The organism is Pseudomonas sp. FP597 (genome assembly GCF_030687435.1).
GTDB classification, from domain to species: Bacteria; Pseudomonadota; Gammaproteobacteria; order Pseudomonadales; family Pseudomonadaceae; genus Aquipseudomonas; species Aquipseudomonas lactucae.
On record NZ_CP117432.1, the window covers coordinates 315,404 to 337,492 of the forward strand.

Genomic DNA, 22,089 nt, shown 5'->3' on the forward strand with positions numbered 1-22,089 from the left:
TACCAAGGAGCGTGCACCATGAGTCTTTTTAGTTTTGTTAAGGAAGCCGGCGAGAAGTTGATCGACCTGTTGACGCCGGGTAATGCGAATGCCAGTGAGCAGTTGAAGGAGCACGTGGCCAAAGTCGGTCTGGGGAATCCGAATGTGCAGACCACGGTGGATGGCGACAAGGTGACCGTAACCGGTGAAGTCGCCAGCCAGGAAGAGAAAGAGAAGATTTTGCTGGCGCTGGGTAACATCCAAGGCGTGGCCAGTGTGGATGACCAGATCACCGTAACCGGCCCGGCCGTTGCCGCTGCCCGTTTCGTCGTAGTGAAAAAGGGCGACACGCTGAGCGCGATTTCCCTGGCGGTGTATGGCACTGCCAACCAGTACAACAAAATCTTCGAGGCCAACAAACCGTTGCTGTCGCATCCGGACAAAATCTACCCAGGGCAGACGCTGCGCATTCCTGAGTAAAAACGCAGGGCAAAATGTGGGAGGGGGCTTGCTCCCGATGGCGGAGTGTCAGATACACATTCAGTGACTGACACTCCGCCATCGGAGCAAGCCCCCTCCCACATGGTTCAGAGTCCGGCAATGAGGTCTCGGTAGTCATCGACGGCTGCAAACTCAGCCGTGTCTTTGGGCCCCTTTTTGCTATCCGGCTCTTTCACCGCGAGCAAATGCCCCACGCCAAACTCCCGCGCACTGCGCAAAATCGGCAGGGTGTCATCGATAAACAGGCTGCGCGACGGGTCGAAGCCGGTATCGGCTTGCAGGGCATCCCAGAATTGCGGGTTTTCCTTGGCAAAACCGTAGTCGTGGGAGCTGATCAGCCGCTCGAAATACGGCGCCAGTTCAATGCGCTCCATCTTCAGCGACAGCGAGTCACGATGGGCGTTGGTGATCAGGATCACCCGTTTGCCGGCCTGCTTGATTGCCGCCAGAAAGGTATCGGCATCCGGGCGCAGGGCGATCAGGTGGGCGGTTTCCAGCTTCAGCTCGCGCACCGGGATCTTCAGTTCCGCACTCCAGAAATCCAGGCAATACCATTGCAACTGTCCGGCGTTACGCTCGAACAGTGGCAGCAGCTCCATCTCGGCCATGGTCCGGCTTACGCCGTGCAGTTCGGCGTAGCGCTGGGGCAGGTGCTCCATCCAGAAGTGGTTGTCGTAATGCAGGTCGAGCAGGGTGCCGTCCATGTCCAGCAGGACGGTGTCGATGGCGTGCCAGGGCAAAGAGGGCATGGGGCGTTCTCACGTAAGTAAAGATATCCGACACAGACAATCGGAAAAGCCACGGTATAGTAACCCGATCACGCCAAGGAGCCGCTTATGCGCCAGAAACCCACCGTCCTCGCCCGCGAAATAGTCGCCAGTAGCCGTTTGTTCCGCGTGGAGGAAGTGCAATTGCGCTTTTCCAATGGCGTCGAACGGACCTACGAGCGCCTGGTGGGCCGGGGTGCCGGTTACGGCGCGGTGATGATCGTGGCGATGATCGACGAAGATCATGCCCTGCTGGTGGAAGAGTATTGCGGCGGCACCGACGAATATGAGGTGTCCTTGCCCAAGGGCCTGATCGAACCCGGCGAAGACGTGCTGGCCGCCGCGGACCGGGAGCTCAAGGAAGAGGCCGGCTATGGCGCGCGGCAGTTGGAGCACATTACCGAACTGTCGTTGTCGCCCGGTTACATGAGCCAGAAAATTCAGGTGGTCTTGGCCACCGATCTCTACGAAGAACGCTTGGAAGGCGATGAGCCTGAGCCGATGCGCGTGGACAAGGTCAACCTGCGCGAGCTGTCGCAGTTGGCGCAAAACGAGCAATTCAGTGAAGGTCGCGCCCTGGCGGCGCTGTACCTGGTACGAGACCTGTTGACCCAGCGTGGAGCGTTTGTCGCATGAGCGAACTGTTTTTAGGCCACCCGTTTATCGCCCCTGTGATCGAGCTGGCTCGCAAGGCCGGTGAAGTGATCCTGCCGTACTGGCGTGTCGATGTGGCCGTGACCTCCAAGGCCGATGATTCCCCGGTGACGGCAGCGGACATGGCCGCTCACCACCTGATTCTCGCGGGCCTCACGGCCCTGGAACCGAGCATCCCGGTACTGTCCGAGGAAGATGCCGATATCGACCAGAGCGTGCGCGCCGGTTGGACGCGCTGGTGGCTGGTGGACCCATTGGATGGCACCAAGGAGTTCATCAGCGGCAGTGAAGAGTTCACCGTCAATATCGCCCTGATCGAGCACGGGCGGGTGGTGTTCGGCGTGGTGTCGATGCCTACCAGTGGCCGTTGCTATTTCGGTGGCGCGGGGTTGGGCGCATGGCGCTCCGATGTGAACGAAGCGCCTCGGCAGATCCAGGTGCGCGAGGCACCGGCGGCCGGTGAGGCGTTTACCGTGGTTGCCAGCCGTCGACACACCAGCCCTGAGCAGGAAAGCCTGTTGAACGGTTTGAGCGCGGGGTTGGGTGAGTTGAAGCTGGCAAATATCGGCAGTTCGTTGAAGTTCTGCCTGCTGGCCGAGGGCAGCGCCGATTGCTACCCGCGCCTGGCGCCGACTTCGCAGTGGGACACCGCAGCGGCCCAGGGCGTGCTGGAAGGCGCGGGCGGCGAGGTGCTGGAGTTGAGTGGCGAGCCGTTCAGTTACCCGGCGCGGGCGTCGTTGTTGAACCCGTTCTTTCTGGCGTTGCCGGCTAAGGCGGCATGGCGTGAGCGGTTGTTGGCCCTGGCTCGGTCTTAAGACCACCGCAGATCAAAATGTGGGAGGGGGCTTGCTCCCACATTTGTTTTGTGTGATGGCTTTCAGCGGTGCAGGACGTACTGGCCGGTGAAGGTTACTGCATGGTCCTCATGGCCCTCATTCACAATCCACGTGTCCAGCGTCAACCGCGCCCGGCCATAGCGCTTGTACGTCGCCAAAAAACGCTTCCACACCTTTTCCTCCGGCGCGGCGCAAATCGCGGTTGCGTCTTGAGTCACCGGCAGCGGGTAACTGATCTGCCCCTCCTGGATCACGATATGCCCGTCTTCAATCCCTTCCTCGCGCAGTTGCAGGTGCAGCCAGCCCCAGCCTGCCAGCACGGCGCCGCAATACAGGCTGCCGCCGAACATGGTGCTCTTGTGGTTGATGTTGGCTTCAAGGGGTAAATGCAGTTGCAGCTGCCCGTGCTGCCAATCGAGCACCTTGAGGCCCATTTCCCGGGTGAGGGGGATGTCGTGGTGGAGGATCGATTCCAGGTAACGGCTGTCGCGGCTCATGGCGGCCTCTTGGTGGGTGGGCAGGATCATTCGTCGTCAGCGCTTTGGTTGGCGAAGTTGAGGCCGTGCTTGCGCAGTTTGTCGTGCAGGGTTTTACGCGGTACGCCGAGGGCTTCGGCGAGGCTGCGCATGGAGCTGTGGGGGCGGGTCAGTTCGGCGGCGATCAGGCTTTTTTCGAACTGCTCCACCTGCTCGCTCAAGCCGCCCGGTGTGGAGATGAGCACGCCGCTGGCGGGGTTGTCCGGCGTGTTGTCCAGCGCCAGTTCCAGGCCCAGGGCAAAGCGCTCGGCGGCGTTTTGCAGCTCGCGCACATTGCCCGGCCAGCTATGGCGCAGCAGCAAGGCGCGTTGCCCAGGTTGCAATTCGTGCAGCGGCAGGCCGTGGCGGCTACTGGCTTCGTCGGCGAAATGCTGGAACAACATCAAGGCATCTTCACCGCGCTCGCGCAGCGGCGGAATACGTAGCGGCGCGACGTTGAGGCGGTAATACAGGTCGGCGCGGAAACGGCCCTGGTCCGCCGCCTGGCGCAGGTCTTCCTTGGTGGCGGCGATGATGCGGATGTCCAGCGGGATCAGTTGGTTGCCGCCCAGGCGCTCCACCACACGCTCCTGCAGCAGGCGTAGCAGCTTGACCTGCACGTCCAGGCTCATGCTTTCGATTTCATCGAGGAACAACGTGCCGCCGTTGGCGAATTCGAACTTGCCGATGCGGCGTTTCTGCGCGCCGGTAAAGGCGCCGGGCTCATGGCCGAACAGTTCGCTTTCCACCACCGATTCGGCCAAGGCACCGGCGTTGATCGCCACGAATGGCCCGCTGCGGCGGCTCGACAGGTCGTGCAGGGCACGCGCCACCACCTCTTTGCCGGCCCCGGTTTCGCCGAGGATCAGCACATCGGCCTTGGTCGCCGCCAGAGCGCCGATCTGCTCGCGCAGGCGCAGCATTTGCGGCGAATGCCCCACCAGGCGCGTGCTCAGTTGCTGGCGGTCGCTGAGGGCCAGGCGCAGGCTGCGGTTGTCCAGCACCAGGCGGCGCAGGGCCAGGGCACGGCGCACACTGTCGAGCAGCGCGTCGCTGGCAAAGGGTTTTTCGAGGAAGTCATAGGCGCCGGCGCGCATGGCCTGCACCGCCAGCGGCACGTCACCGTGGCCGGTGATCAGCAGCACCGGCAGGTCCGGGTCCTGGCCGTGCAGTTCGGCGAGCAGCTCCAGGCCATCCATGCCCGGCATGCGGATATCGCTGACCACCACGCCGGGCCAGTCCCGCGTCAGGCGCGCGGTCAGGCCGCTGGCTTCACCCAGGGGCAGGACTTTCAGCCCGGCCAGGTCCAGGGTCTGGCACAGCGCCTGACGCAGGTGTGGATCGTCGTCGATCAACACCACCTGAATCTGGTTATCGATACTCATACACTGCGGTCCTCGGACGGTTGCAGACTGACGCCCGGCGAGCCGGCACGCAATTTCAAGGTTAACAGCGCGCCGCCTTCCCTGTGGTTGGCGAACAGCAATTCGCCGCCAAACGCACGCATCAGCGTTTCACAGATTGCCAGGCCCAGCCCCAGGCCCTGGGTGCGCGTCTTGGTGGTGTAGAAGGGCTCGCTGGCACGGCCCAGGGCTTCCATGCAAAAGCCTGGGCCGTTGTCGCGAATGTACAGGTTGACGCCCTGTGCGGTGGTTTCGGCACTCAGCCACAGTTTGCGCGGCGGTCCTTTCTCGGTGAGGGCGTCGAGGGCGTTGGCCAGCAGGTTGCCCAACACCTGGCGCAGGCGTGTTTCCCCGGCTTGCACCCATAAGGTCGCCTCCGGCAGATCGCGGATCAGCTCCACTTCCATCGAACGTCGCCGCTTGGCCAGCAACGCCAGCGCATCGTCCAGCGCCGGTTGCAGCGCCACGCTCTCCGGCGCATGCCGGTCGCGGCGGGCAAAGGCGCGCAGGTGGGCGATGATCGAGGCCATGCGCCCGGTCAGTTCGCTGATCAGCTTGAGATTGCCCCGCGCGTCGGCCGTGCGTTCATGGTCGAGCAGGATCTCGGCGTTTTCCGCATAGCTGCGAATCGCCGCCAACGGCTGGTTGAGTTCGTGGCTGATGCTCGCCGACATGGTGCCCAGCGCCGACAGCTTGCCGGCCTGCACCAGGTCGTCCTGGGCGCGCACCAGTTCCTGTTGCGCATGTTCGCGCTCCAGCACTTCCTGTTTGAGGCGCCGGTTCAAGCCTTCCAGGTCGCTGGTACGTTCGGCGACGCGCATTTCCAGCTCGCGGCGGGCCTTGGCTTCGAAGGCGATGCGCTCCAGGTAGTGGCGACGGCGTTGCATCAGCAGACCGAGCAGCAGCATCAGCACCAGCAACGTCGCCCCGCCCACCGCCACCACGGTACGCACCGGGCGGTTGATCAGGGATTGCGGTGCGAGAATCTCTACATTCCAGCCGGTCTCGGCAATCGCCGTGGATTGGCGCAACCAGGCGCTGCTGCTCAGGCTCAGCGGTTGTGGGTCACGCGTTGGATACGGCTGGATCGCGATGATGGCCTGGCGTTCTTCGGCGGTGAGTGGACGGGTGGCGCGGAATCGCCATTGCGGGCGCGAGGTCAGGATCACCACGCCATTGTGGTCGGTGACCAGCAGTTGTTCCGGTGTGTTGCCCCACAGGCTTTCGGTGTGGTCCAGATCGACCTTGACCACCAGCACGCCGATGATGGTGTCGCCATTGCGCACGGCGGCGGCGAAGAAGTAACCACGCTTGGCCGAGGTGGTGCCCAGGCCGAAAAACCGCCCCAGGTGCCCGGCCATGGCTTCGCTGAAATACGGGCGGAACGAGAAGTTGCGCCCGACGAAGCTGTCCTGTTTATCCCAGTTCGAGGCGGCGAGGGTCTTGCCGGTGGTGTCCATCAGGTACATCACTTCCACCCCGGCCTGGGCGGCGACGTCCTTGAGCAACTGGTTGGCGTTGGCCAGGTTGGTGCTGACGTGCGGCGCATCCAGTGCGGTGCGCAGGGCGGGCAAATCGCCGAGGATCTGCGGCAGCACTTCGTAGCGATGCAGTGTGCCGAGCAGGTTGGCGACGTACAGGTCGAGGGTCTGGCGGTTCTGCCCGGCCAGTTCATTGCGGTAATAGCGTTCGGCCAAATGCTCCAGCGGCCATAGCAGCGGTGCCAGGCACAACGCCAGCAGGGCGAGGCTGCGCCAGCGGGGTCTTCGCGGAAGGGGTGGAGTCATGGGAATCGTGCGCCTGTGGGTACAGGCGCATTATGCCTAGCGCCGCCCGGCAAGACACTCGCGCAATGCGTGTTGGCAAACTGGCGGCATGCCGATCTGCTCAATGGTGATGCGCATCATGCAATCAGATCCCGCATGTCGGTATTGCCCAATCGTTGGCCCTGATAGCTGCCGTTCTGGACCCTGCGACACCATTCCAGATTATCGAGGTACCACTGCACGGTTTTACGCAGGCCGGTTTCAAACGTCTCCATGGGCTCCCAGCCCAGCTCGCGTTGGATCTTGCTGGCGTCGATCGCATAGCGTTGGTCGTGGCCCGGACGGTCCTTAACGAACGTGATCAGATCGATGTAGGTGTTCACGCCCTGTGGATGCTGTGGCGCCAGCTCTTCGAGCAGCGCACAGATGCTGCGGACCACGTCGATGTTTTTTTGCTCGTTGTGGCCGCCGATATTGTAGGTCTCGCCGACCACGCCTTGGGTGACGACGCTGAGCAGTGCCCGTGCGTGGTCTTCGACGTACAGCCAGTCGCGCACTTGCAAGCCATCACCGTAGACCGGCAAGGGGTTGCCTGCGAGAGCGTTGAGAATCACCAACGGGATCAGCTTCTCCGGGAAATGGAACGGTCCGTAATTGTTGGAACAATGGGTCAGCAGCACTGGCAGGCCGTAGGTGTGTCGCCACGCACGCACCAGATGGTCGGACGCGGCTTTACTGGCCGAGTAGGGCGAGCTGGGCGCATACGGCGTGGCTTCGGTGAACAGGTCGTCGACGCCATGCAGGTCGCCGTACACCTCGTCGGTGGAGATATGGTGGAAGCGAAACGCGCGTCTGGCCGGTTCGGCCAGTTGCAGCCAGTAGCCTCGGGCGGCCTCCAGCAGGCTGTAGGTGCCGACGATATTGGTCTGGACAAAGTCCGATGGACCGTCAATCGAACGGTCGACATGGGACTCGGCAGCCAGGTGCATGATGGCATCGGGCTCGAAGCGCGCCAGCACGGCGCTCACAGTCGCCTGGTCGATGATGTCGGCTTGGACGAACTCATAGCGGCTGTTGGACGCGATACTGGCCAGCGATTCCAGATTGCCGGCGTAGGTGAGTTTGTCCAGGTTGAGCACTTCGTGCTCGGTGTGTTGAATCAGATGGCGTATCAACGCAGAACCGATAAAACCGGCGCCACCGGTGATCAAAATGCGCATGTCGGGGGCCTCTTTCGTAACCGGACGCTTAGCGAGGGGAGCATAGCCTGTGTTGGGGGAGCGGGTGGGTGTGGATGTGAGGGGGGTTGCGCAAGCCCCCCGAACAATGGCGATATACACACCTAAAAAACCGAGGCCACCCCCATGCCGCTCGCCACGTTGATCCACCGCGCCAGTCTACCCTGCCCGTACGTAGGCCCCGATCAGGCGGCTCAACTTCTCGAACAGCATTACGGCCTCGCCGGCACGTTGCAGTCTCTGGGCAGCCAGCAAGACCTCAACTACAAAGTCGACAGCCCTCGCGGTCGGTTTGTACTGAAAATCTGCCACGGTGACTATGCAGCGCTGGAGCTGCAGGCCCAGCATGCCGCGCTCAAGCATTTGCAGGCGGTGCGCGTGCCGAGGGTGATCGAATCCCTGGCGGGCGAAGAGTTGCTGACCCTGAGGGTCGACGGCCAAACCTTGCACCTGCGGGTGCTGGATTATATCGACGGGCAGCCATTGACCCATCTGCCGCATCTGGGACGCGACGTGATCGCGGGCTTTGGCGAGCTGTGCGGGCGCATGAGCCGGGCGCTGGCTGAGTTCACCCACCCTGGCCTGGACCGGACCCTGCAATGGGACCCGCGCCACGCCGGGGAGCTGATCACTCATTTGTTGGCGACCTTGGAAAACCTGCCCCATCGAGACGCGCTGGAGCAGGTCGCCGAGCAGGTCGCGACACGCATCCGCCCCTTGGCCGAGCGCCTGCCCTGGCAGGCGGTGCACATGGATATCACCGATGACAATGTGGTGTGGCAGCGCGATGCCCAGCGGCATTGGCAGATTCAGGGCGTGATTGATTTTGGCGACCTGGTACACACCTGGCGCATTGCCGACCTGTCGGTGACCTGCGCCGCGCTGTTGCACCATGCCGAGGGCGACCCCTTTGCCATCCTGCCGGCGATCCAGGCGTGCCACGCTGTTACCCCGTTGCAGCGTGAAGAGTTGCTGGCGCTGTGGCCGCTGGTCGTGGCGCGTGCGGCGGTGCTGGTATTGAGCAGCGAACAGCAGCAACGCCTGGACCCGCACAGCACCTACCTGCTGAAAAACGCCGAGCATGAGTGGGAAATCTTCCAGGTCGCGACGTCGGTGCCGTTCGAGCTGATGGAGGCTGCGATCCTCAGCGGTGTCGGCGAAGTGCCAGTGCCGATGGCCAGCCAGGACTTCGCGCCCTTGCTGCCGGGGCTGGTGGGGCAGACATTTGCGTTGATCGACCTGGGGGTGCTCAGCCCGCATTTCGAGGCGGGCAACTGGGAGGCTCCCGGCATCGATCGCCAGTTGCTGGATGAAGCGGCGGCGGTGCATGGGTTGGCGGCCAGTCGTTATGGCCAATACCGACTGTCACGCACCCGACCGGACAGTGCCGACGAGCCGGACACGTTCGCGCTGCATGTTGAGCTGCATTTACCCCATGGCACCGTGGTGGAAGCGCCTTTTGCCGGGACATTGCGCCAGGCCGCCGACGGCCTGGTCAGTGTGCAGGGCGCCGAGGCGAGTGTGCGTTTGTGGGGGGTGAACACCCGATTGAATCCTGGCTCGTTTCTGGTCAAAGGGCAGGTGTTGGGTGAGGTGCACGCCCCGCTGATCGTGCAATTGTGCCGTGCCGACCTGGAACCCCCGCTGTTTTGCACGCCGTCTCGCGCGTTGGCCTGGCAAACCCTGTGCCCATCGCCCGCCGCTTTGCTCGGGCTGGCCTGTGATGCCGAACCCGAGTTGGACCCCGCGGCCTTGCTGGCTCGCCGGGACGCCAGTTTCGCCCGTTCACAGAAGCACTATTACGTCGACCCGCCGCGCATCGAGCGCGGCTGGCGCAACCACCTGATCGACATGCAGGGCCGTTCCTACCTGGACATGCTCAACAACGTCGCGGTCTTGGGCCATGGTCACCCGCGCATGGCGGCGGTGGCGGCGCGGCAGTGGTCGCTGCTCAACACCAACTCGCGGTTCCACTACGCGGCGATTGCCGAATTTTCCGAACGGCTGCTGGCGCTGGCGCCGAAGGACATGGACCGGGTGTTTCTGGTCAACAGCGGCACCGAGGCCAATGACTTGGCCATCCGCCTGGCCTGGGCCTACAGCGGCGGGCGCGACATGCTCAGTGTGCTGGAGGCCTACCACGGCTGGTCGGTGGCGGCGGATGCGGTGTCCACCTCGATTGCCGACAACCCCCAGGCGCTGAGCAGCCGCCCCGAGTGGGTACACCCGGTGACGGCGCCGAATACCTATCGCGGTGAGTTTCGCGGGCAGGACAGCGCGCCGGACTACGTAAGAAGCGTGGAGCACAACCTGGCGAAAATCGCCGCAAGTAAACGCCAACTGGCGGGGTTCATCTGCGAGCCGGTGTATGGCAATGCTGGCGGAATCTCCCTGCCGCCCGGCTATCTGCAGCAGGTGTATGGCCTGGTCCGTGCACAAGGCGGCGTGTGCATCGCCGATGAAGTGCAGGTGGGCTACGGCCGCATGGGCCATTTCTTCTGGGGCTTCGAGGAGCAGGGCGTAGTGCCCGACATCATCACCATGGCCAAAGGCATGGGCAACGGTCAGCCACTGGGTGCCGTGATTACCCGCCGCGAAATCGCCGAAGCGCTGGAAGCCGAGGGTTACTTCTTCTCGTCGTCAGGGGGCAGCCCGGTCAGTTGCCGCATCGGCATGGCGGTGCTGGATGTCATGGAGGAAGAGAAACTGTGGGAAAACGCCCAAGTGGTGGGCGGACATTTCAAGGCGCGCCTGGAGGCATTGATTGACCGTCACCCCTTGGTGGGGGCCGTACACGGTTCGGGTTTCTATCTGGGACTGGAGCTGGTGCGCGATAGGCAAACCCTGGAGCCCGCCACCGAAGAAACCACACGGCTGTGCGACCGTTTGCGCGAGCTGGGCATTTTCATGCAGCCCACTGGCGATTACCTGAACATCCTCAAGATCAAGCCGCCGATGGTGACCTCCAAACGCAGTGTGGATTTCTTCGTCGACATGCTGTCGAAGGTGCTGGACGAACAGTTGTGATTAATCGATTGTTATCGGTTACGACTTGTCATATTTATCGATCATGCTCTTTGATCGCTATTAAAGCCGATTTTTATCCGTTATAAAGTCGGCCTTTACCCCATTCGGAGTCCTGATCGCCATGACCACCCTGCACAGCACCCCCCGCGCCGATGGCTTTCATATGCCTGCCGAATGGGCGCCACAGACGCAAACCTGGATGATCTGGCCAGAGCGCCCGGACAACTGGCGCCTGGGCGGTAAGCCGGCGCAAGCGGCACATGTGGCCGTGGCCAAGGCCATTGCGCGCTTCGAACCGGTGACCGTGGCGGTGTCCGCCGGCCAGTACGAGAACGCCCGCGCCCGTTTGGACGTGCCGAATATCCGTGTGGTGGAAATGTCCAGCGATGATGCCTGGGTGCGTGACACCGGGCCGACCTTCGTGATCAACAACAACGGCGAAGTGCGCGGCGTGAACTGGGACTTCAACGCCTGGGGCGGGTTTGACGGCGGCTTGTATGCACCGTGGAACCGCGACTCGCAGGTGGGCGGCAAGATCCTCGAAATCGAACGCGCGCCGCGCTACCGCACCGAAGGTTTTGTGCTGGAGGGCGGTTCGATTCACGTCGACGGTGAAGGCACCCTGCTCACCACCGAAGAATGCCTGCTCAACCGCAATCGCAACCCACACCTGGACCGTGCCCGGATCGAAGCGGTGCTGAGCGCCAACCTGGCTGTGGATAAGATCATCTGGCTGCCGGACGGCCTGTTCAATGACGAAACCGACGGCCATGTGGATAACTTCTGCTGCTACGTGCGTCCGGGCGAGGTATTGCTGGCCTGGACCGATGACCCGCAGGACCCGAACTACGCACGTTGCCACGCCGCGCTGGATGTCCTGCAAAGCAGCACGGATGCCCGGGGCCGAGCGTTTACGGTGCATAAAATGCCGATTCCGGGGCCGCTGTATGCCACTGAAGAAGAATGCGCAGGCGTCGACCCGGTGGACGGTTCCCAGGAGCGTAATCCGAGCGTGCGGTTGGCGGGTTCCTACGTCAACTTCCTGATCGTCAACGGCGGCATCATTGCGCCAAGCTTCGACGACCCATTGGACAGCCAGGCCAAAGCGATCCTGCAGAACCTGTTCCCGCAACACGAAGTGGTGATGGTGCCGGGCCGTGAACTGTTACTGGGGGGCGGCAATATCCACTGCCTGACCCAACAACAGCCCGCCCCGCACAGAAACTGAGTGCAGTTGTAACAGCGCCTTTCATGCAACGGGGGCGCTACTCGGTTTCAGTGCCCACAGCAAGCCCGCGGCCCAGCACGGTTGCGGGCTTTTTTGTGGGTGCATGCCTGCAAACACAGGACATTGGCATAGCTCTTGTATCGTTGATTGTCACAGTGGTTCGGGGGCATGACTGCGTAGTTCTGTCATAAACCTTGAGTAAGTTAGCCGCTCACGCAGTAGGAGAGAGCGCTGAAATGAACGCCGATATCAACCTGATGAATACCCGTACGTTTCACCCTTTGCGGGTCAACGGCGACGCGATCCAGGCGCTGGGACTCTGGTTGAAGGAACACGGCTCACGGCAGGTCAGGCAGTCGCCGGATTTGCGCAGCGTGATGAATGAACGTTACCCGGTGGGGTTGTTCAGTGAGGATGAAGTGCATGCGTTGTGTGACTTACTGAAAAACTAGGCAGCGCTGGTAACGTGTGTGGGAGGGAGCAAGCCCCCTCCCACATTGTTGAGTTGTGTAGCTTTTTAGAAGGTGTAAGTGCCCGTCACCACCAGGTTACGCGGCTCTCCCGGCTGAATCTGCGCCACGCTGGTCGCCGATTCATAGTAGGTCTTGTCGGTGATGTTGTTCAGCGCCGCCCGCACATCCCAGGCTTTCTGACGGAATCCGACCAACCCGTCCCAAGTGCCGTAGCCCGGCAGGACCACGGTGTTGAGGCTGTCGGCATAGCGGTCGCCCACCAGCGTCAGGCCGGTTTCCGCGTACCAGCCCATTTCCGGTTTCCAGGTGATAAACAGGCTGGCATTGCGCTTGGCCACGTCGCTGACGCGCTTGCCTTCGAAGCCGTTGTTGTCCTTCTCGACTTTGGCATCCTGCAGACCGATGCCGCCGCGTACATACCAGTTGTCGACGAGCTTGCCGGTGGCGGTCAGCTCCACGCCGCGCGAGCGTTGCAGGCCGCTGAGCAAGGTGATGGTGCGGTCCAGCGGGTCGCTGGTGCGGCGGTTGTAGAGTTCCAGTTCGTAGACTGCCAGGGTGGTGCTCAGACGGTCATCGAGCCAGTCGCTTTTGACGCCGATCTCCTTTTGTTTGGTCAGCTCGGGGCTCAGGTCGTTGATGCTGCCGGCGGCGTTCGGGGTGATGCCGATCAGGCCGCCGCCCGCCGGGGAGAAGGTTTTGCTCCACGAGGCATAGAACGAATGGTTTTCCAGCGGCGTCCACACCAGGCCGAAGCGCGGGCTGGTGCTGTGGCTTTTCACGTCTTGCCGGGTGTTGAGCAGCTTGTTTTCGGTGTCCACTTCAAAGCGGTCGTAGCGCAGGCCGGCCAGCACTTGCCACTGATCATTCAGGCGCAATTGGTCTTGTACGTAGAGGGCGCGGCTGTCGACTTCGGTGTGGTTATCACTCGATACGCTCATGCGCCCGGTGTGGCTGAGATTGCGGTTGGGCCGGTTGAGGTCAAGGCTCGGCACCGCCTGGCCGCCTCGGTTCACGGCAGTGGCGGTATACAACGTAGGATCGCGGCGCTGGGTGCCCAGTTCGAGACCGGTGAGCAGGCGATGGTCGAGGCCGAAGGTGCTGAAGCCGCCTTCCAGCTCGACATTGTTGAAGATGTTTAAGGTGGTCAGGTCCTGCTGCCAGCGTTGGCGCGTGACGCTATTAGTGGCTGGGGTGTAGCCGGTGAGGTAGGTGTTGTCGAAGTCGCTGTCGAGCTTGAACACGCCCAGGGTCTGGCGCAGTTGCCAGTTGTCATTGAGTTCATAGGCCAGTTTGGAGCGCAGCGACTGGGTCTTGTCGTCAATGTAATCACGGCTGTCACCGTAGGTGGTGCTGCGGCTCACATCGGCGGGGCGGCCGTTGACGCCGGGAATGCCACGGTCGGGCGTGCGGTTGTAGCGGCTGTATTCGTATTGCACCAGCCAGTTCAGGTCCGGCGTGAGCTGCCAGCTCATGGACGGCGCAAACAGTTGGCGATTGCCGCTGACGCCGTCGCGAAAGCTGTTGTTGTCCTGGTTGCCCATGTTCAGGCGCAAGCTGATGTTCTCCGTGGGATCGGTGCTCAGGTCGGCGTACAGACTGCGCAAATCATTGCTGCCACCCTGGGCCTCGATGCTCGATGTACGCCCGGCCGTTGGCAACTTGCTCACACGGTTGACGATCCCTCCCTGACCGCCTCGCCCGTACAGCACGGCTGCCGGCCCCTTGAGCACTTCGATGCGCTCGATGTTATGCAGGTCGCGCACGTACTGGCTGTCGTCGCGAATCCCGTCCAGGTAAAAATCGTTGCTCGCGTCAAAACCACGGATGCGCAAACTGTCGAAACGCGTGTCGGCGCCGCTGCTCACGTTGGGGATGCCGCTCAAGGCCTGGCCCAGGTCATTGGTGCCGTAGGAGCGCAGGCTTTCGGTCTTCACCGAATCGATGGCCTGGGGCACATAGCGCACCGGTGTGGCAGTGCGGGTAGCGGTGCTGGTTTCCTTGATGCGCGGGTCGTCTTCGTCAGCTTCGGCGCTGATCGCGGTTTCGGGCAACGTGGTCGCAGCACAGGCAAAACCGGCAGACAGCAGGACAGAGAGCCCAAGGGTGATGGGCGTCAGGCGAGGGGCAGGCATGGGAAAATGCATCCAGAGGGGTTGGGAGAAGAACAGCGCGTTAATGGTAATGCTTTGCATTTGCGCGCGTTATCTATTGCCAAACGTATCCGCTTTGAATGTGTTACGAGATGTGTTTTCAGCGTCGTTGGAAGCTGATACATGTCGTTTTTAGAAAGGCCATCAGCCTTTGCTTAGAATTATTTCGCCTAAATACAGACGATTCACGAAATTGACACATAGTTCAACGCGCGACTAGGATTGCGCCCAACGCCTGTGGCTAACAGCCATGACTCATCCAATAAGAAAAGGCCCGCGGTATGTTCAGTCGTCCGCGGGCCTTCTTTTTTCCGGAGAAAGTCGACACCAGAAAGCGACATGGGGCCTGGTGTCACCGCGCGTACTCAACCAGAAATAAGGAATACAAGAACATGTTGAAGCAACGGATGAGTCTGATCGCTCTGGGGATTTTGAGCGCATCGACAGCAATGGCAAACGACCAGGAGCAATCCAAGGGTTTCGTTGAAGACAGCCACCTGAACATCGCCGCACGTAACGCCTACATCAGCCGCGACTACAAAAACGGCAAGCAGGACAAAGCCGAATGGGGCCAGGGCTTCATCGGTAAGTTCGAGTCCGGTTTCACCCAAGGCACCGTCGGTGTGGGTGTGGACGTGATCGGTCAGTACGCTATCCGTTTGGACGGTGGTAAAGGTCGCAGCGGCGCGGGCGGCATCGACTTCTTTAAACAAGGTGACAGCGGTGCGGCGGCCGACGATTTGACCAAAGGCGGCGCGGCGGTGAAATTCCGTGTGTCCAACACCGTGCTCAAGTACGGCGACCAAATGCCGGCTGTGCCTGTGCTGCAGTACGACAACTCCCGTCTGTTGTCGGAAACCTACACCGGTACTTCGATCGTTTCCAAGGAGATTGAAGGTCTGCAACTGGACGCGGGTCGTTTCACCAAGGAAGCCCGCAAGAGTGCTGAAGGCACCGACAGCGGCAACCTGAAAAACATCAGCTACCTGGGCGGCAGCTACAAGTTCACCGAAAGCCTGTCCGCTGCGCTGTACGCTTCCGACATGGAAGACGTGCTGAAGAAGCAATACGTCAACGTCAACTACGTGCTGGCCCTGCCAGAGAAACAGTCGCTGACCTTTGACTTCAACGGCTACAAAACCAAGCTGGACAAGAGCTTCGCCGAGCAACGCGGCGATGCCGACGCGCGTGACAACAAAATCTGGAGCCTGGGCGCCACCTGGGCAGTGGGCGCACACAGCTTCACCTTGGCCCACCAGCGCAGCACCGGCGACACCGGCTACCTGTACGGCGGCTATCGCGACAATACCCGCGACACCGGCATCGGCGACGGCGGCAACACCATCCTGCTGGCCAACTCCTACTGGTCCGACTTCAACGGCAAGGACGAGCGTTCGTGGCAAGCAGGCTACGGTATCGACTTCGCCACCTTCGGCGTGCCGGGCCTGACCTACAACGTTGCGTATGTACGCGGTACCAACATCGACGACGGCACTGGCCGTGGCGATGGCACCGAGCGTGAAATCTGGAACCAGTTCAAATACGTGGTCCAGAGCGGTCCGGCCAAAGACCTGAGCCTGCGTGCCCGTGCCTCGTGGTTGCGCGTTTCCAACAACGCCAGCAACTACAACGTTGGCGGTAACGAACTGCGTCTGTTCGCCGACTACCCGATCAACGTTTTCTAAGTGATCGCACGTCGCGCCTGACGCCAGGCGATAAAAAACCCCGACTGGTTCGGGGTTTTTTCATGGGCGCCGATCAGCCCTCGCCGCTCTGCAAAATCTTGCGCGCCAGCGACGCGTTGACGTAGTCAGTCATCAACACCAGGCCGTCGTATGGCTCGATCTTTTTGTTGTCGATGCACAGCTGCGCCATCTGCAGCAGCACCTGGCGCTTCTTCTTGTTGACCCGTGCGCCGGGCACGCCGAACGCGGTTTTGCGCAACTCGGGCAAGGGCGCTTCCGGCGTCAGATCCAGCGTTACCCAGATGCCTTGCATAAATTGCAACGTGACGCTGTCGATGTGCTCGATGGGCAACGGCTGCGCCAGGTTGGCAAACACAAAATGCTCCGGCGTCAGGCGCAACGCAATTTGCGGGGCGCGTTTGAACCGGCGCACGCCCAGCCAGAGAAAGATCAGCGCGATGCTACCGATGGCCGCACCGGCGCCGAGGGCGGACAACGGCGTGCCTTTCATGCGTTCCGGGGCAAGCCAGGGTTGAGCCATGACCCACAGCCCCAGCAGCACGAACGGGACCGACAGCACCGCCATCAGCACAGCGCCTCGCCGCCCACCTTCGTGCAACGCATGCTCGCCCTGGGCCGATGCGACCATGGTTTCCAGCAGATGGGTATGTTCGGCATTCTCCAATACGGCGACGTCGATCAAATCGCCCGACAACTGATCGCGTAGCCTGTGGGGTGCGCTGAAGCAGGCATCGATTTGCGCATTCGCCGTGTCGCAATCCACTGCGCGAGTGGCGCTGTGCAAGGCATCGTCCAGCGACACGCGCAGTGCCTGTAGGCGTTCGCCGTTGGACGGGTGGGAATCGGTCGGGTGCGGTTGATGAATTTCCAGGGCTTCGGGCGGTAGCTGCAGCTCACACTCGCGCAAGGCGCGGAGTACCGCGTCGGGCAGGTCCGTCGCTGACGCGGCGTCACACAAGGCCATCAGTGAGTCCTCAATATGCGGCTGCAACACCGACACCCGCAACAGCGCCGAGGCTGCCGCGCTATTGCCCCCCAACCGCGCGCCAGCGGCATCCGCCAGCAATTCGCGCTCACGGCTCCAGTGGTTCACCGCCTGGTCAAAGCGCTGCATGAAAAACACACCGAACATCAACGACGGTCGCATCAAACGTCCCTGGATAAAGTCGCTGGCCTGCAGGGTGTCCAACAGCGCTTCGAGGCTACGATTGACCCCATCGTAGATCGGCAAAAAGCGCAGGCTGTACTCCGTGTCCTGCCCCGCAAAGTGCGCCAGCTCGTGGCCGATCACCGCGTCGATTTCGTCGTGGCTCAGCAGGCCCAGGTAAAGCAGCGGCACGTGCAGGGTGCGACCGTGCAACGAAATATCCGCCGGTTGCACACTGGCCTCGCTGGAGGTCACGTAAAAACCCTGGGCCAGGCTCACCACGATATGGTCCGGCGGCAGCGCGCCAAGTTTATCCGCCAACGCATTTACCTGACGCCACAACCCCGGTGCCTGCTCGGGGCTGACCAACTGGCCGAACATCTCCAGCGGCACGGGCTTGAACATCCCCAGCATGTGGCGCAGCTGTTTAAGCAACTGCCAGATCGAATACAGACAGAACGCCGCGATCACCCCCAGCACCGCCATCAACTTGACTTCGCCACTGCCCAACCGACCGATGTGCCACATCGCCAAGCCTTCAAAACTCAGCGCGACCGCGACCGCCGCCGCCATCGCCACCCCATGACTCACCAGCACATAGGGCAACAAGCGGCTGCCCAGAGAGAACACCTGCCACAACTTCTCCCGCGACTGCCGTGCCCGCCGCCCCGCCCAGTGCGTACCCGCCAACGCCGCCACGCCAATCAACGCCGCCAACAACCCCAGGCCCATCACCCACAGCGCCAGCCCACGCATCGCATTGTTCACGCGATGGGCGATGGGCAGTTCCGTTTCGATTTTTGCCAGACGGCTGAGCGCCAGGTGCACGCCGATTGTTTCATCGACCAGCTTGACCGTGGCCGCCGGGTCTTTTGCCGCCAGAGCTTGAAGCTGCCGTTTAGCGATATTCACAGTGCTGTGGTAATCGTTCATCGCGGTGGTGGTTTCGTCAGCACGCTGACGCTCCCAGCCGCCCAGGGCGGTGAGCAGCAGCGGGAAAATCACCAGCAGGGCAATCAATTTCAGGGCGTTCATGGGCGTTTGTTCACGACGCGGGGTTGTCGGTTATACCGAAAAATGCGCAGGGCGCGATAGAGGCTGGCAAACCGCATGAGTGAAGTCTTCCGTCCCACCACCCGGAAGTTGGCCACTTGAGTTGAGGCCAGAGGATGGTGCTTGGATGAACCAATGTACAATCGCCAAACGAACACGGACTTTCGGGAATCTACACATTGGCATCCTACGACCAAGCAACCCTCCTCGCGATACTGGAATACTGGCATAAGGTCGAGTTCTTCGTCCCCTATGGGCTGGAGCAATATCTCGATGACCTTGAAGAGTGGCAGTCCAAGACGCTTTTGCGTAATCGCCTGGAAAGTACAGACACCGGTTGGCTGACCATTGATGTGCCTGAAGACAAGGAACTGCTTGGCTATAACTTGTTCCTGGGAGTTTTCGACAAGTCCTCTATCAGTCAGATCTGCGAATGTATCCGCCCTTCAATCGACGCCACCGATAGCACAGGTGTTTTTGAGGAAGAGGCACGTGCAGACCTGGAGGGCATGACCTGCTTTGCCAAGTTGCCACTGGATAGAGCCGGCTATCCCATCATCGATTCAATCTCCATTTCAACGGCCCCTTGGGCGTTGGGACAAACACTTAATGATGGCCTGAACGCTCTAAACCATGACGTATTCGATTCAGCACAAAAAGAGCTGAAGATGATGCTCCGCGACTTCATGAGTGAGCGTGGCTGCTTTGCGGATAAGGGGCTGGATGCATCCGAGGTGCTTTCGTTGCAGGCATTGCTGTGCAGATGGGCGGGATTCACGCCCTCGGCAACGCAACCCATTGCAGCCATTACGGCAAAGGTCAAAGCGCGCACGCCCGTCACGACAACGGAAAAAGCGTCCCCCGAAGCCATAACTCCCGACTTCGACGACGACGAAGAGGGTGAAGCGCCGGAGGAAGAACTGGATATCCTGAACAGCTTTTATATTCGCGATATCGAACGGGCGATCAACAGCGTGCGCACCGGCGATATTACGCAAGCACTCGGGCAGTATCTGATTCCGCTTGCCACCGACAAACGTATCGACCTGTATTCCAGAGAGGGCTGCTCAGCATTATTGCAGGCACTGCGTCCGAGGCTTATGAACCCTGGACACTGGATGGCCGACCCAGGTCAACCGATGAGCCTAATGCAACAGTTCGCTCTCAATCAGATAGGGCAGGACCTTGAGCGCAGCGGGCTTTTTTCGGTCAACGGCCCACCCGGCACTGGCAAGACCACGCTTTTGCGAGACCTGTTCGCGGACAACATTGTCCAACGCACTCGGATACTGGCGGGTTTGGCCAAAGCTGACGATGCCTTTGAAAAACACGCACTCACGGTGCGCTTCAAAAGCGACTCAAGCACTGTCCAACTACGCCCTCTGATCAACGCTCTGACCGGGTTCGAAATGGTTGTAGCTTCGACCAACAATGCAGCGGTCGAAAACATCTCTGTCGATCTGGTCAAGCGCAAGGCGTTAGGCGAGCAATGGCGGCATTTCGGCTATTTGCAGCCGATAGCGCACAACATGGCAATTGAGCAGACCAAGCGCGGCAACATTTCTCCCGAAGGTGACCAGATGCCTTGGGGGCTGATCAGCTGTGCGCTGGGTAACTCCACTAACCGTCGCAACTTCAATGAACGCTTTAGCATGTTCAGCCTTGAAACCGCCAGCAAGGAAAAGGCTATGCGGATCTGGGAGTGGTTCGACAGGCCCAATGCACTGACCTTCAACCAAGCCTGCGATGCATTCAAGGAGGCTGATCGCCAATTGTGCGAGGCACTCGACGAGCGTGAGCGACTGGCCGAACTGTTGGACGTGCTGAGTCAAGGAACCGAGGCTGACTACGTCGCCACTGCGACGCTTCAAGTCAAAGAGGCTAATAGCGAAGTCGCCAGCCTGAATGCATTGCATGAACGCCATCTTCAGCGTCTTCAAGTGGCGCAGCAAAACTTCGTACAACTCACCGAAGAACAGCGCCTGATCGACCGCACTGCACCGGGCTGGTGGGCACGTTTATGGCGTACGAAAGAGGCTAAGGCCTACCTTGAGCGACGCAAGCTCAATGCCAATAGCCAACTGCACACCCATGAAGAAATCCGCAGTGTTCGCCAGGACCAGCAGACGTTGGTGGAAAAACTTCGCGATGCCATGGAGCGCGTCCGGCTTCACGAGCACCAGCAAGCGGAACTCGCTCAGCAATGGCAACGACAGAGTGAAGAATGCGAGCAATTGCTGGCAAGGTTGGGCAAACCTCATTTGCCCGCTGATCCGCTGGAGCTAAGGGAGAACGATCGGTTTCAGATCGAAGGACTATGGCACGATAGAACGCTTGCTGAACTGCGGTCCAGCTTGTTCGCGGCTGCACTTGCACTGCAACAAGCCTGGCTGCACACGGTGGGTCAAAAGAGAGGGGCGCTGAGAAAAAACCTTGTAGCCATCTCTGCGCTGCTTTCCAACAAAACACCGGAAGACCCAAGCCACGCTTTGCCCATCTGGCAAAACCTGTTCATGGTGGTGCCAGTGGTTTCCAGCACGTTTGCCTCCTTCGCCAAACAATTCGCCGGCCTGGGCCCAAACGCTTTGGGCTGGGTTTTCATTGATGAAGCAGGCCAGGCCGTTCCGCAAGCTGCAGTTGGGGCGCTTTGGCGGGCACAACGCTGTGTGGTGGTTGGGGACCCATTGCAGATTGAACCCGTCTTTACACTTCCAACGCCTTTGCTCAACGCGCTGGGCGAACTCAACCCTGTCACCGCCAGCAATGCCTATGCGCCTCATTGCGTGTCTGTCCAGCGTCTCGCCGACCAGGCCAATCGCTTTGGTGCCTATGCACCTTTCTTGGACGAGACAATATGGGTTGGCAGCCCATTGCGTGTACACCGTCGCTGTCACGAACCCATGTTCACCTTGGCCAACCGTATCGCCTACGACAACAAAATGGTCTATGGCCTACCTGAGCGAAACCCCAGCGCTGCGCCATTGATCGACCTCCCCAGTGGCTGGGTCGACATCCGCGGCGCCGTCGAACGCAAACAGGTAGTGCCCGAGCAGATCGAGTTCATGATCAAGGTGATCGTCAGCCTCTTCCACCGCGACACGGCACTGCCTGAGCTCTACGTCATCTCGCCTTTCAAGGCGATCCGTACAGCGTTGCGTGAAGGTCTGCTGAGCTGTACGTGGAAGCAGGCTGTACCCAAGAGGGATGAATTGAAACGCTGGCTTAAAAGAAGCGTCGGCACCGTCCATACCTTTCAAGGCAAAGAGGAAAAAACGGTGTTCATGCTATTGGGCACTGACATGGAGAATGCCGGTGGCGCAACTTGGGCCTCCTCCAAACCCAATCTGTTGAATGTGGCGCTGACCCGAGCCCAGCACCGCATCTACCTTGTGGGGGATATCAAACTGTGGGGAGCATTGCCCTATTTTGAGAAAGCTGTGACGGGAGACGTGGCGATACCGCGATGGAGACGGCGCGATTTTGGGGTGATTGTGCAGAGCGCGAACGCCCAAGAAAGAACGGATGTCTAGTTGCAACGACCCGCAGGCAGATCAACTTCAGGGCGTTCAGCGGCGGTCATTCACGACGCGCGGATGATCAGGGTTATACCGAAAAAAGCGCCCCAAGCCGGGGCGCTCATGCTGTG

General features: G+C 60.9%; 16 protein-coding genes. 9 read left to right on the forward strand and 7 right to left on the reverse strand.

Annotated features, from left to right (window positions below):
* Positions 1-18 precede the first annotated feature (18 nt).
* Positions 19-459: a peptidoglycan-binding protein LysM gene (gene lysM / locus PSH66_RS01470; protein WP_003171044.1), complete on the forward strand. Its 441-nt coding sequence runs from the start codon at positions 19-21 to the stop codon at positions 457-459.
* 107 nt (positions 460-566) lie between these two features.
* Here lysM and yrfG read toward each other — a convergent pair whose 3' ends face one another.
* Positions 567-1,229 (reverse strand): GMP/IMP nucleotidase, encoded by a 663-nt coding sequence (yrfG, locus tag PSH66_RS01475; protein WP_305428243.1) that lies wholly within the window; start codon positions 1,227-1,229, stop codon positions 567-569.
* Between the two features lie 87 nt (positions 1,230-1,316).
* On the opposite strand from yrfG, the gene nudE reads away from it, so the two are divergent.
* Entirely contained in the window at positions 1,317-1,883 is a 567-nt protein-coding gene (gene nudE / locus PSH66_RS01480) for an ADP compounds hydrolase NudE (RefSeq protein WP_003171047.1), read from the forward strand.
* Positions 1,880-2,716: a 3'(2'),5'-bisphosphate nucleotidase CysQ gene (cysQ, locus tag PSH66_RS01485; RefSeq protein ID WP_305428244.1), complete on the forward strand. Its 837-nt coding sequence runs from the start codon at positions 1,880-1,882 to the stop codon at positions 2,714-2,716. The genes nudE and cysQ overlap by 4 nt, the downstream gene beginning before the upstream one ends.
* Before the next feature lie 62 nt (positions 2,717-2,778).
* Here cysQ and PSH66_RS01490 read toward each other — a convergent pair whose 3' ends face one another.
* The 4 genes from PSH66_RS01490 to rfbB all read right to left on the reverse strand — a co-directional run bounded on the left by PSH66_RS01490 (position 2,779) and on the right by rfbB (position 7,641).
* On the reverse strand, positions 2,779-3,234 hold the full coding sequence (locus PSH66_RS01490) for a YiiD C-terminal domain-containing protein (RefSeq protein WP_141064616.1): 456 nt from the start codon (positions 3,232-3,234) through the stop codon (positions 2,779-2,781).
* A 26-nt stretch (positions 3,235-3,260) separates the two neighbouring features.
* Entirely contained in the window at positions 3,261-4,637 is a 1,377-nt protein-coding gene (locus tag PSH66_RS01495; protein WP_003171050.1) for a sigma-54 dependent transcriptional regulator, read from the reverse strand.
* Entirely contained in the window at positions 4,634-6,442 is a 1,809-nt protein-coding gene (locus tag PSH66_RS01500) for an ATP-binding protein (RefSeq protein ID WP_141064615.1), read from the reverse strand. Before PSH66_RS01500 ends, PSH66_RS01495 begins: the two co-directional genes overlap by 4 nt.
* Positions 6,443-6,558: 116 nt before the next feature.
* Entirely contained in the window at positions 6,559-7,641 is a 1,083-nt protein-coding gene (gene rfbB / locus PSH66_RS01505; RefSeq protein WP_141064613.1) for a dTDP-glucose 4,6-dehydratase, read from the reverse strand.
* A gap of 144 nt (positions 7,642-7,785) precedes the next feature.
* Between rfbB and PSH66_RS01510 the strand changes: the two genes are divergently transcribed.
* From PSH66_RS01510 to PSH66_RS01520, 3 genes are all read left to right on the forward strand, one after another.
* Positions 7,786-10,686: an aminotransferase gene (locus PSH66_RS01510; protein ID WP_305428245.1), complete on the forward strand. Its 2,901-nt coding sequence runs from the start codon at positions 7,786-7,788 to the stop codon at positions 10,684-10,686.
* Positions 10,687-10,807: 121 nt separating this feature from the next.
* Positions 10,808-11,914 carry an agmatine deiminase gene (gene aguA / locus PSH66_RS01515; protein WP_305428246.1) on the forward strand — a complete coding sequence of 369 codons (1,107 nt, stop codon included), beginning with the start codon at positions 10,808-10,810 and terminating at the stop codon, positions 11,912-11,914.
* A gap of 236 nt (positions 11,915-12,150) precedes the next feature.
* Positions 12,151-12,366 (forward strand): hypothetical protein, encoded by a 216-nt coding sequence (locus PSH66_RS01520; RefSeq protein ID WP_042944036.1) that lies wholly within the window; start codon positions 12,151-12,153, stop codon positions 12,364-12,366.
* Positions 12,367-12,431: 65 nt separating this feature from the next.
* Here PSH66_RS01520 and PSH66_RS01525 read toward each other — a convergent pair whose 3' ends face one another.
* Positions 12,432-14,519 carry a TonB-dependent siderophore receptor gene (locus tag PSH66_RS01525; RefSeq protein WP_305428247.1) on the reverse strand — a complete coding sequence of 696 codons (2,088 nt, stop codon included), beginning with the start codon at positions 14,517-14,519 and terminating at the stop codon, positions 12,432-12,434.
* Positions 14,520-14,929: 410 nt separating this feature from the next.
* On the opposite strand from PSH66_RS01525, the gene PSH66_RS01530 reads away from it, so the two are divergent.
* Positions 14,930-16,222: an OprD family porin gene (locus PSH66_RS01530; RefSeq protein WP_003171059.1), complete on the forward strand. Its 1,293-nt coding sequence runs from the start codon at positions 14,930-14,932 to the stop codon at positions 16,220-16,222.
* A gap of 73 nt (positions 16,223-16,295) precedes the next feature.
* Here the strand turns inward: PSH66_RS01530 and PSH66_RS01535 are convergent, their stop codons facing one another.
* Positions 16,296-18,425, reverse strand: coding sequence for a M48 family metallopeptidase (locus PSH66_RS01535; RefSeq protein ID WP_305428248.1), 2,130 nt, complete (start codon positions 18,423-18,425; stop codon positions 16,296-16,298).
* Between the two features lie 197 nt (positions 18,426-18,622).
* Between PSH66_RS01535 and PSH66_RS01540 the strand changes: the two genes are divergently transcribed.
* Positions 18,623-21,973, forward strand: coding sequence for a DEAD/DEAH box helicase (locus PSH66_RS01540; RefSeq protein WP_305428249.1), 3,351 nt, complete (start codon positions 18,623-18,625; stop codon positions 21,971-21,973).
* Entirely contained in the window at positions 21,966-22,040 is a 75-nt protein-coding gene (locus tag PSH66_RS30015; RefSeq protein WP_370694837.1) for a hypothetical protein, read from the forward strand. The genes PSH66_RS01540 and PSH66_RS30015 overlap by 8 nt, the downstream gene beginning before the upstream one ends.
* The last annotated feature ends 49 nt before the right edge of the window (positions 22,041-22,089 follow it).

Bases quoted from the DNA above. Each gene is read 5' to 3' on its own strand.
- lysM (WP_003171044.1), top strand. From the start codon at position 19: ATGAGTCTTTTTAGTTTTGTTAAGGAAGCCGGCGAGAAGTTGATCGAC.
- yrfG (WP_305428243.1), bottom strand. From the start codon at position 1,229: ATGCCCTCTTTGCCCTGGCACGCCATCGACACCGTCCTGCTGGACATG.
- nudE (WP_003171047.1), top strand. From the start codon at position 1,317: ATGCGCCAGAAACCCACCGTCCTCGCCCGCGAAATAGTCGCCAGTAGC.
- cysQ (WP_305428244.1), top strand. From the start codon at position 1,880: ATGAGCGAACTGTTTTTAGGCCACCCGTTTATCGCCCCTGTGATCGAG.
- PSH66_RS01490 (WP_141064616.1), bottom strand. From the start codon at position 3,234: ATGAGCCGCGACAGCCGTTACCTGGAATCGATCCTCCACCACGACATC.
- PSH66_RS01495 (WP_003171050.1), bottom strand. From the start codon at position 4,637: ATGAGTATCGATAACCAGATTCAGGTGGTGTTGATCGACGACGATCCA.
- PSH66_RS01500 (WP_141064615.1), bottom strand. From the start codon at position 6,442: ATGACTCCACCCCTTCCGCGAAGACCCCGCTGGCGCAGCCTCGCCCTG.
- rfbB (WP_141064613.1), bottom strand. From the start codon at position 7,641: ATGCGCATTTTGATCACCGGTGGCGCCGGTTTTATCGGTTCTGCGTTG.
- PSH66_RS01510 (WP_305428245.1), top strand. From the start codon at position 7,786: ATGCCGCTCGCCACGTTGATCCACCGCGCCAGTCTACCCTGCCCGTAC.
- aguA (WP_305428246.1), top strand. From the start codon at position 10,808: ATGACCACCCTGCACAGCACCCCCCGCGCCGATGGCTTTCATATGCCT.
- PSH66_RS01520 (WP_042944036.1), top strand. From the start codon at position 12,151: ATGAACGCCGATATCAACCTGATGAATACCCGTACGTTTCACCCTTTG.
- PSH66_RS01525 (WP_305428247.1), bottom strand. From the start codon at position 14,519: ATGCCTGCCCCTCGCCTGACGCCCATCACCCTTGGGCTCTCTGTCCTG.
- PSH66_RS01530 (WP_003171059.1), top strand. From the start codon at position 14,930: ATGTTGAAGCAACGGATGAGTCTGATCGCTCTGGGGATTTTGAGCGCA.
- PSH66_RS01535 (WP_305428248.1), bottom strand. From the start codon at position 18,425: ATGAACGCCCTGAAATTGATTGCCCTGCTGGTGATTTTCCCGCTGCTG.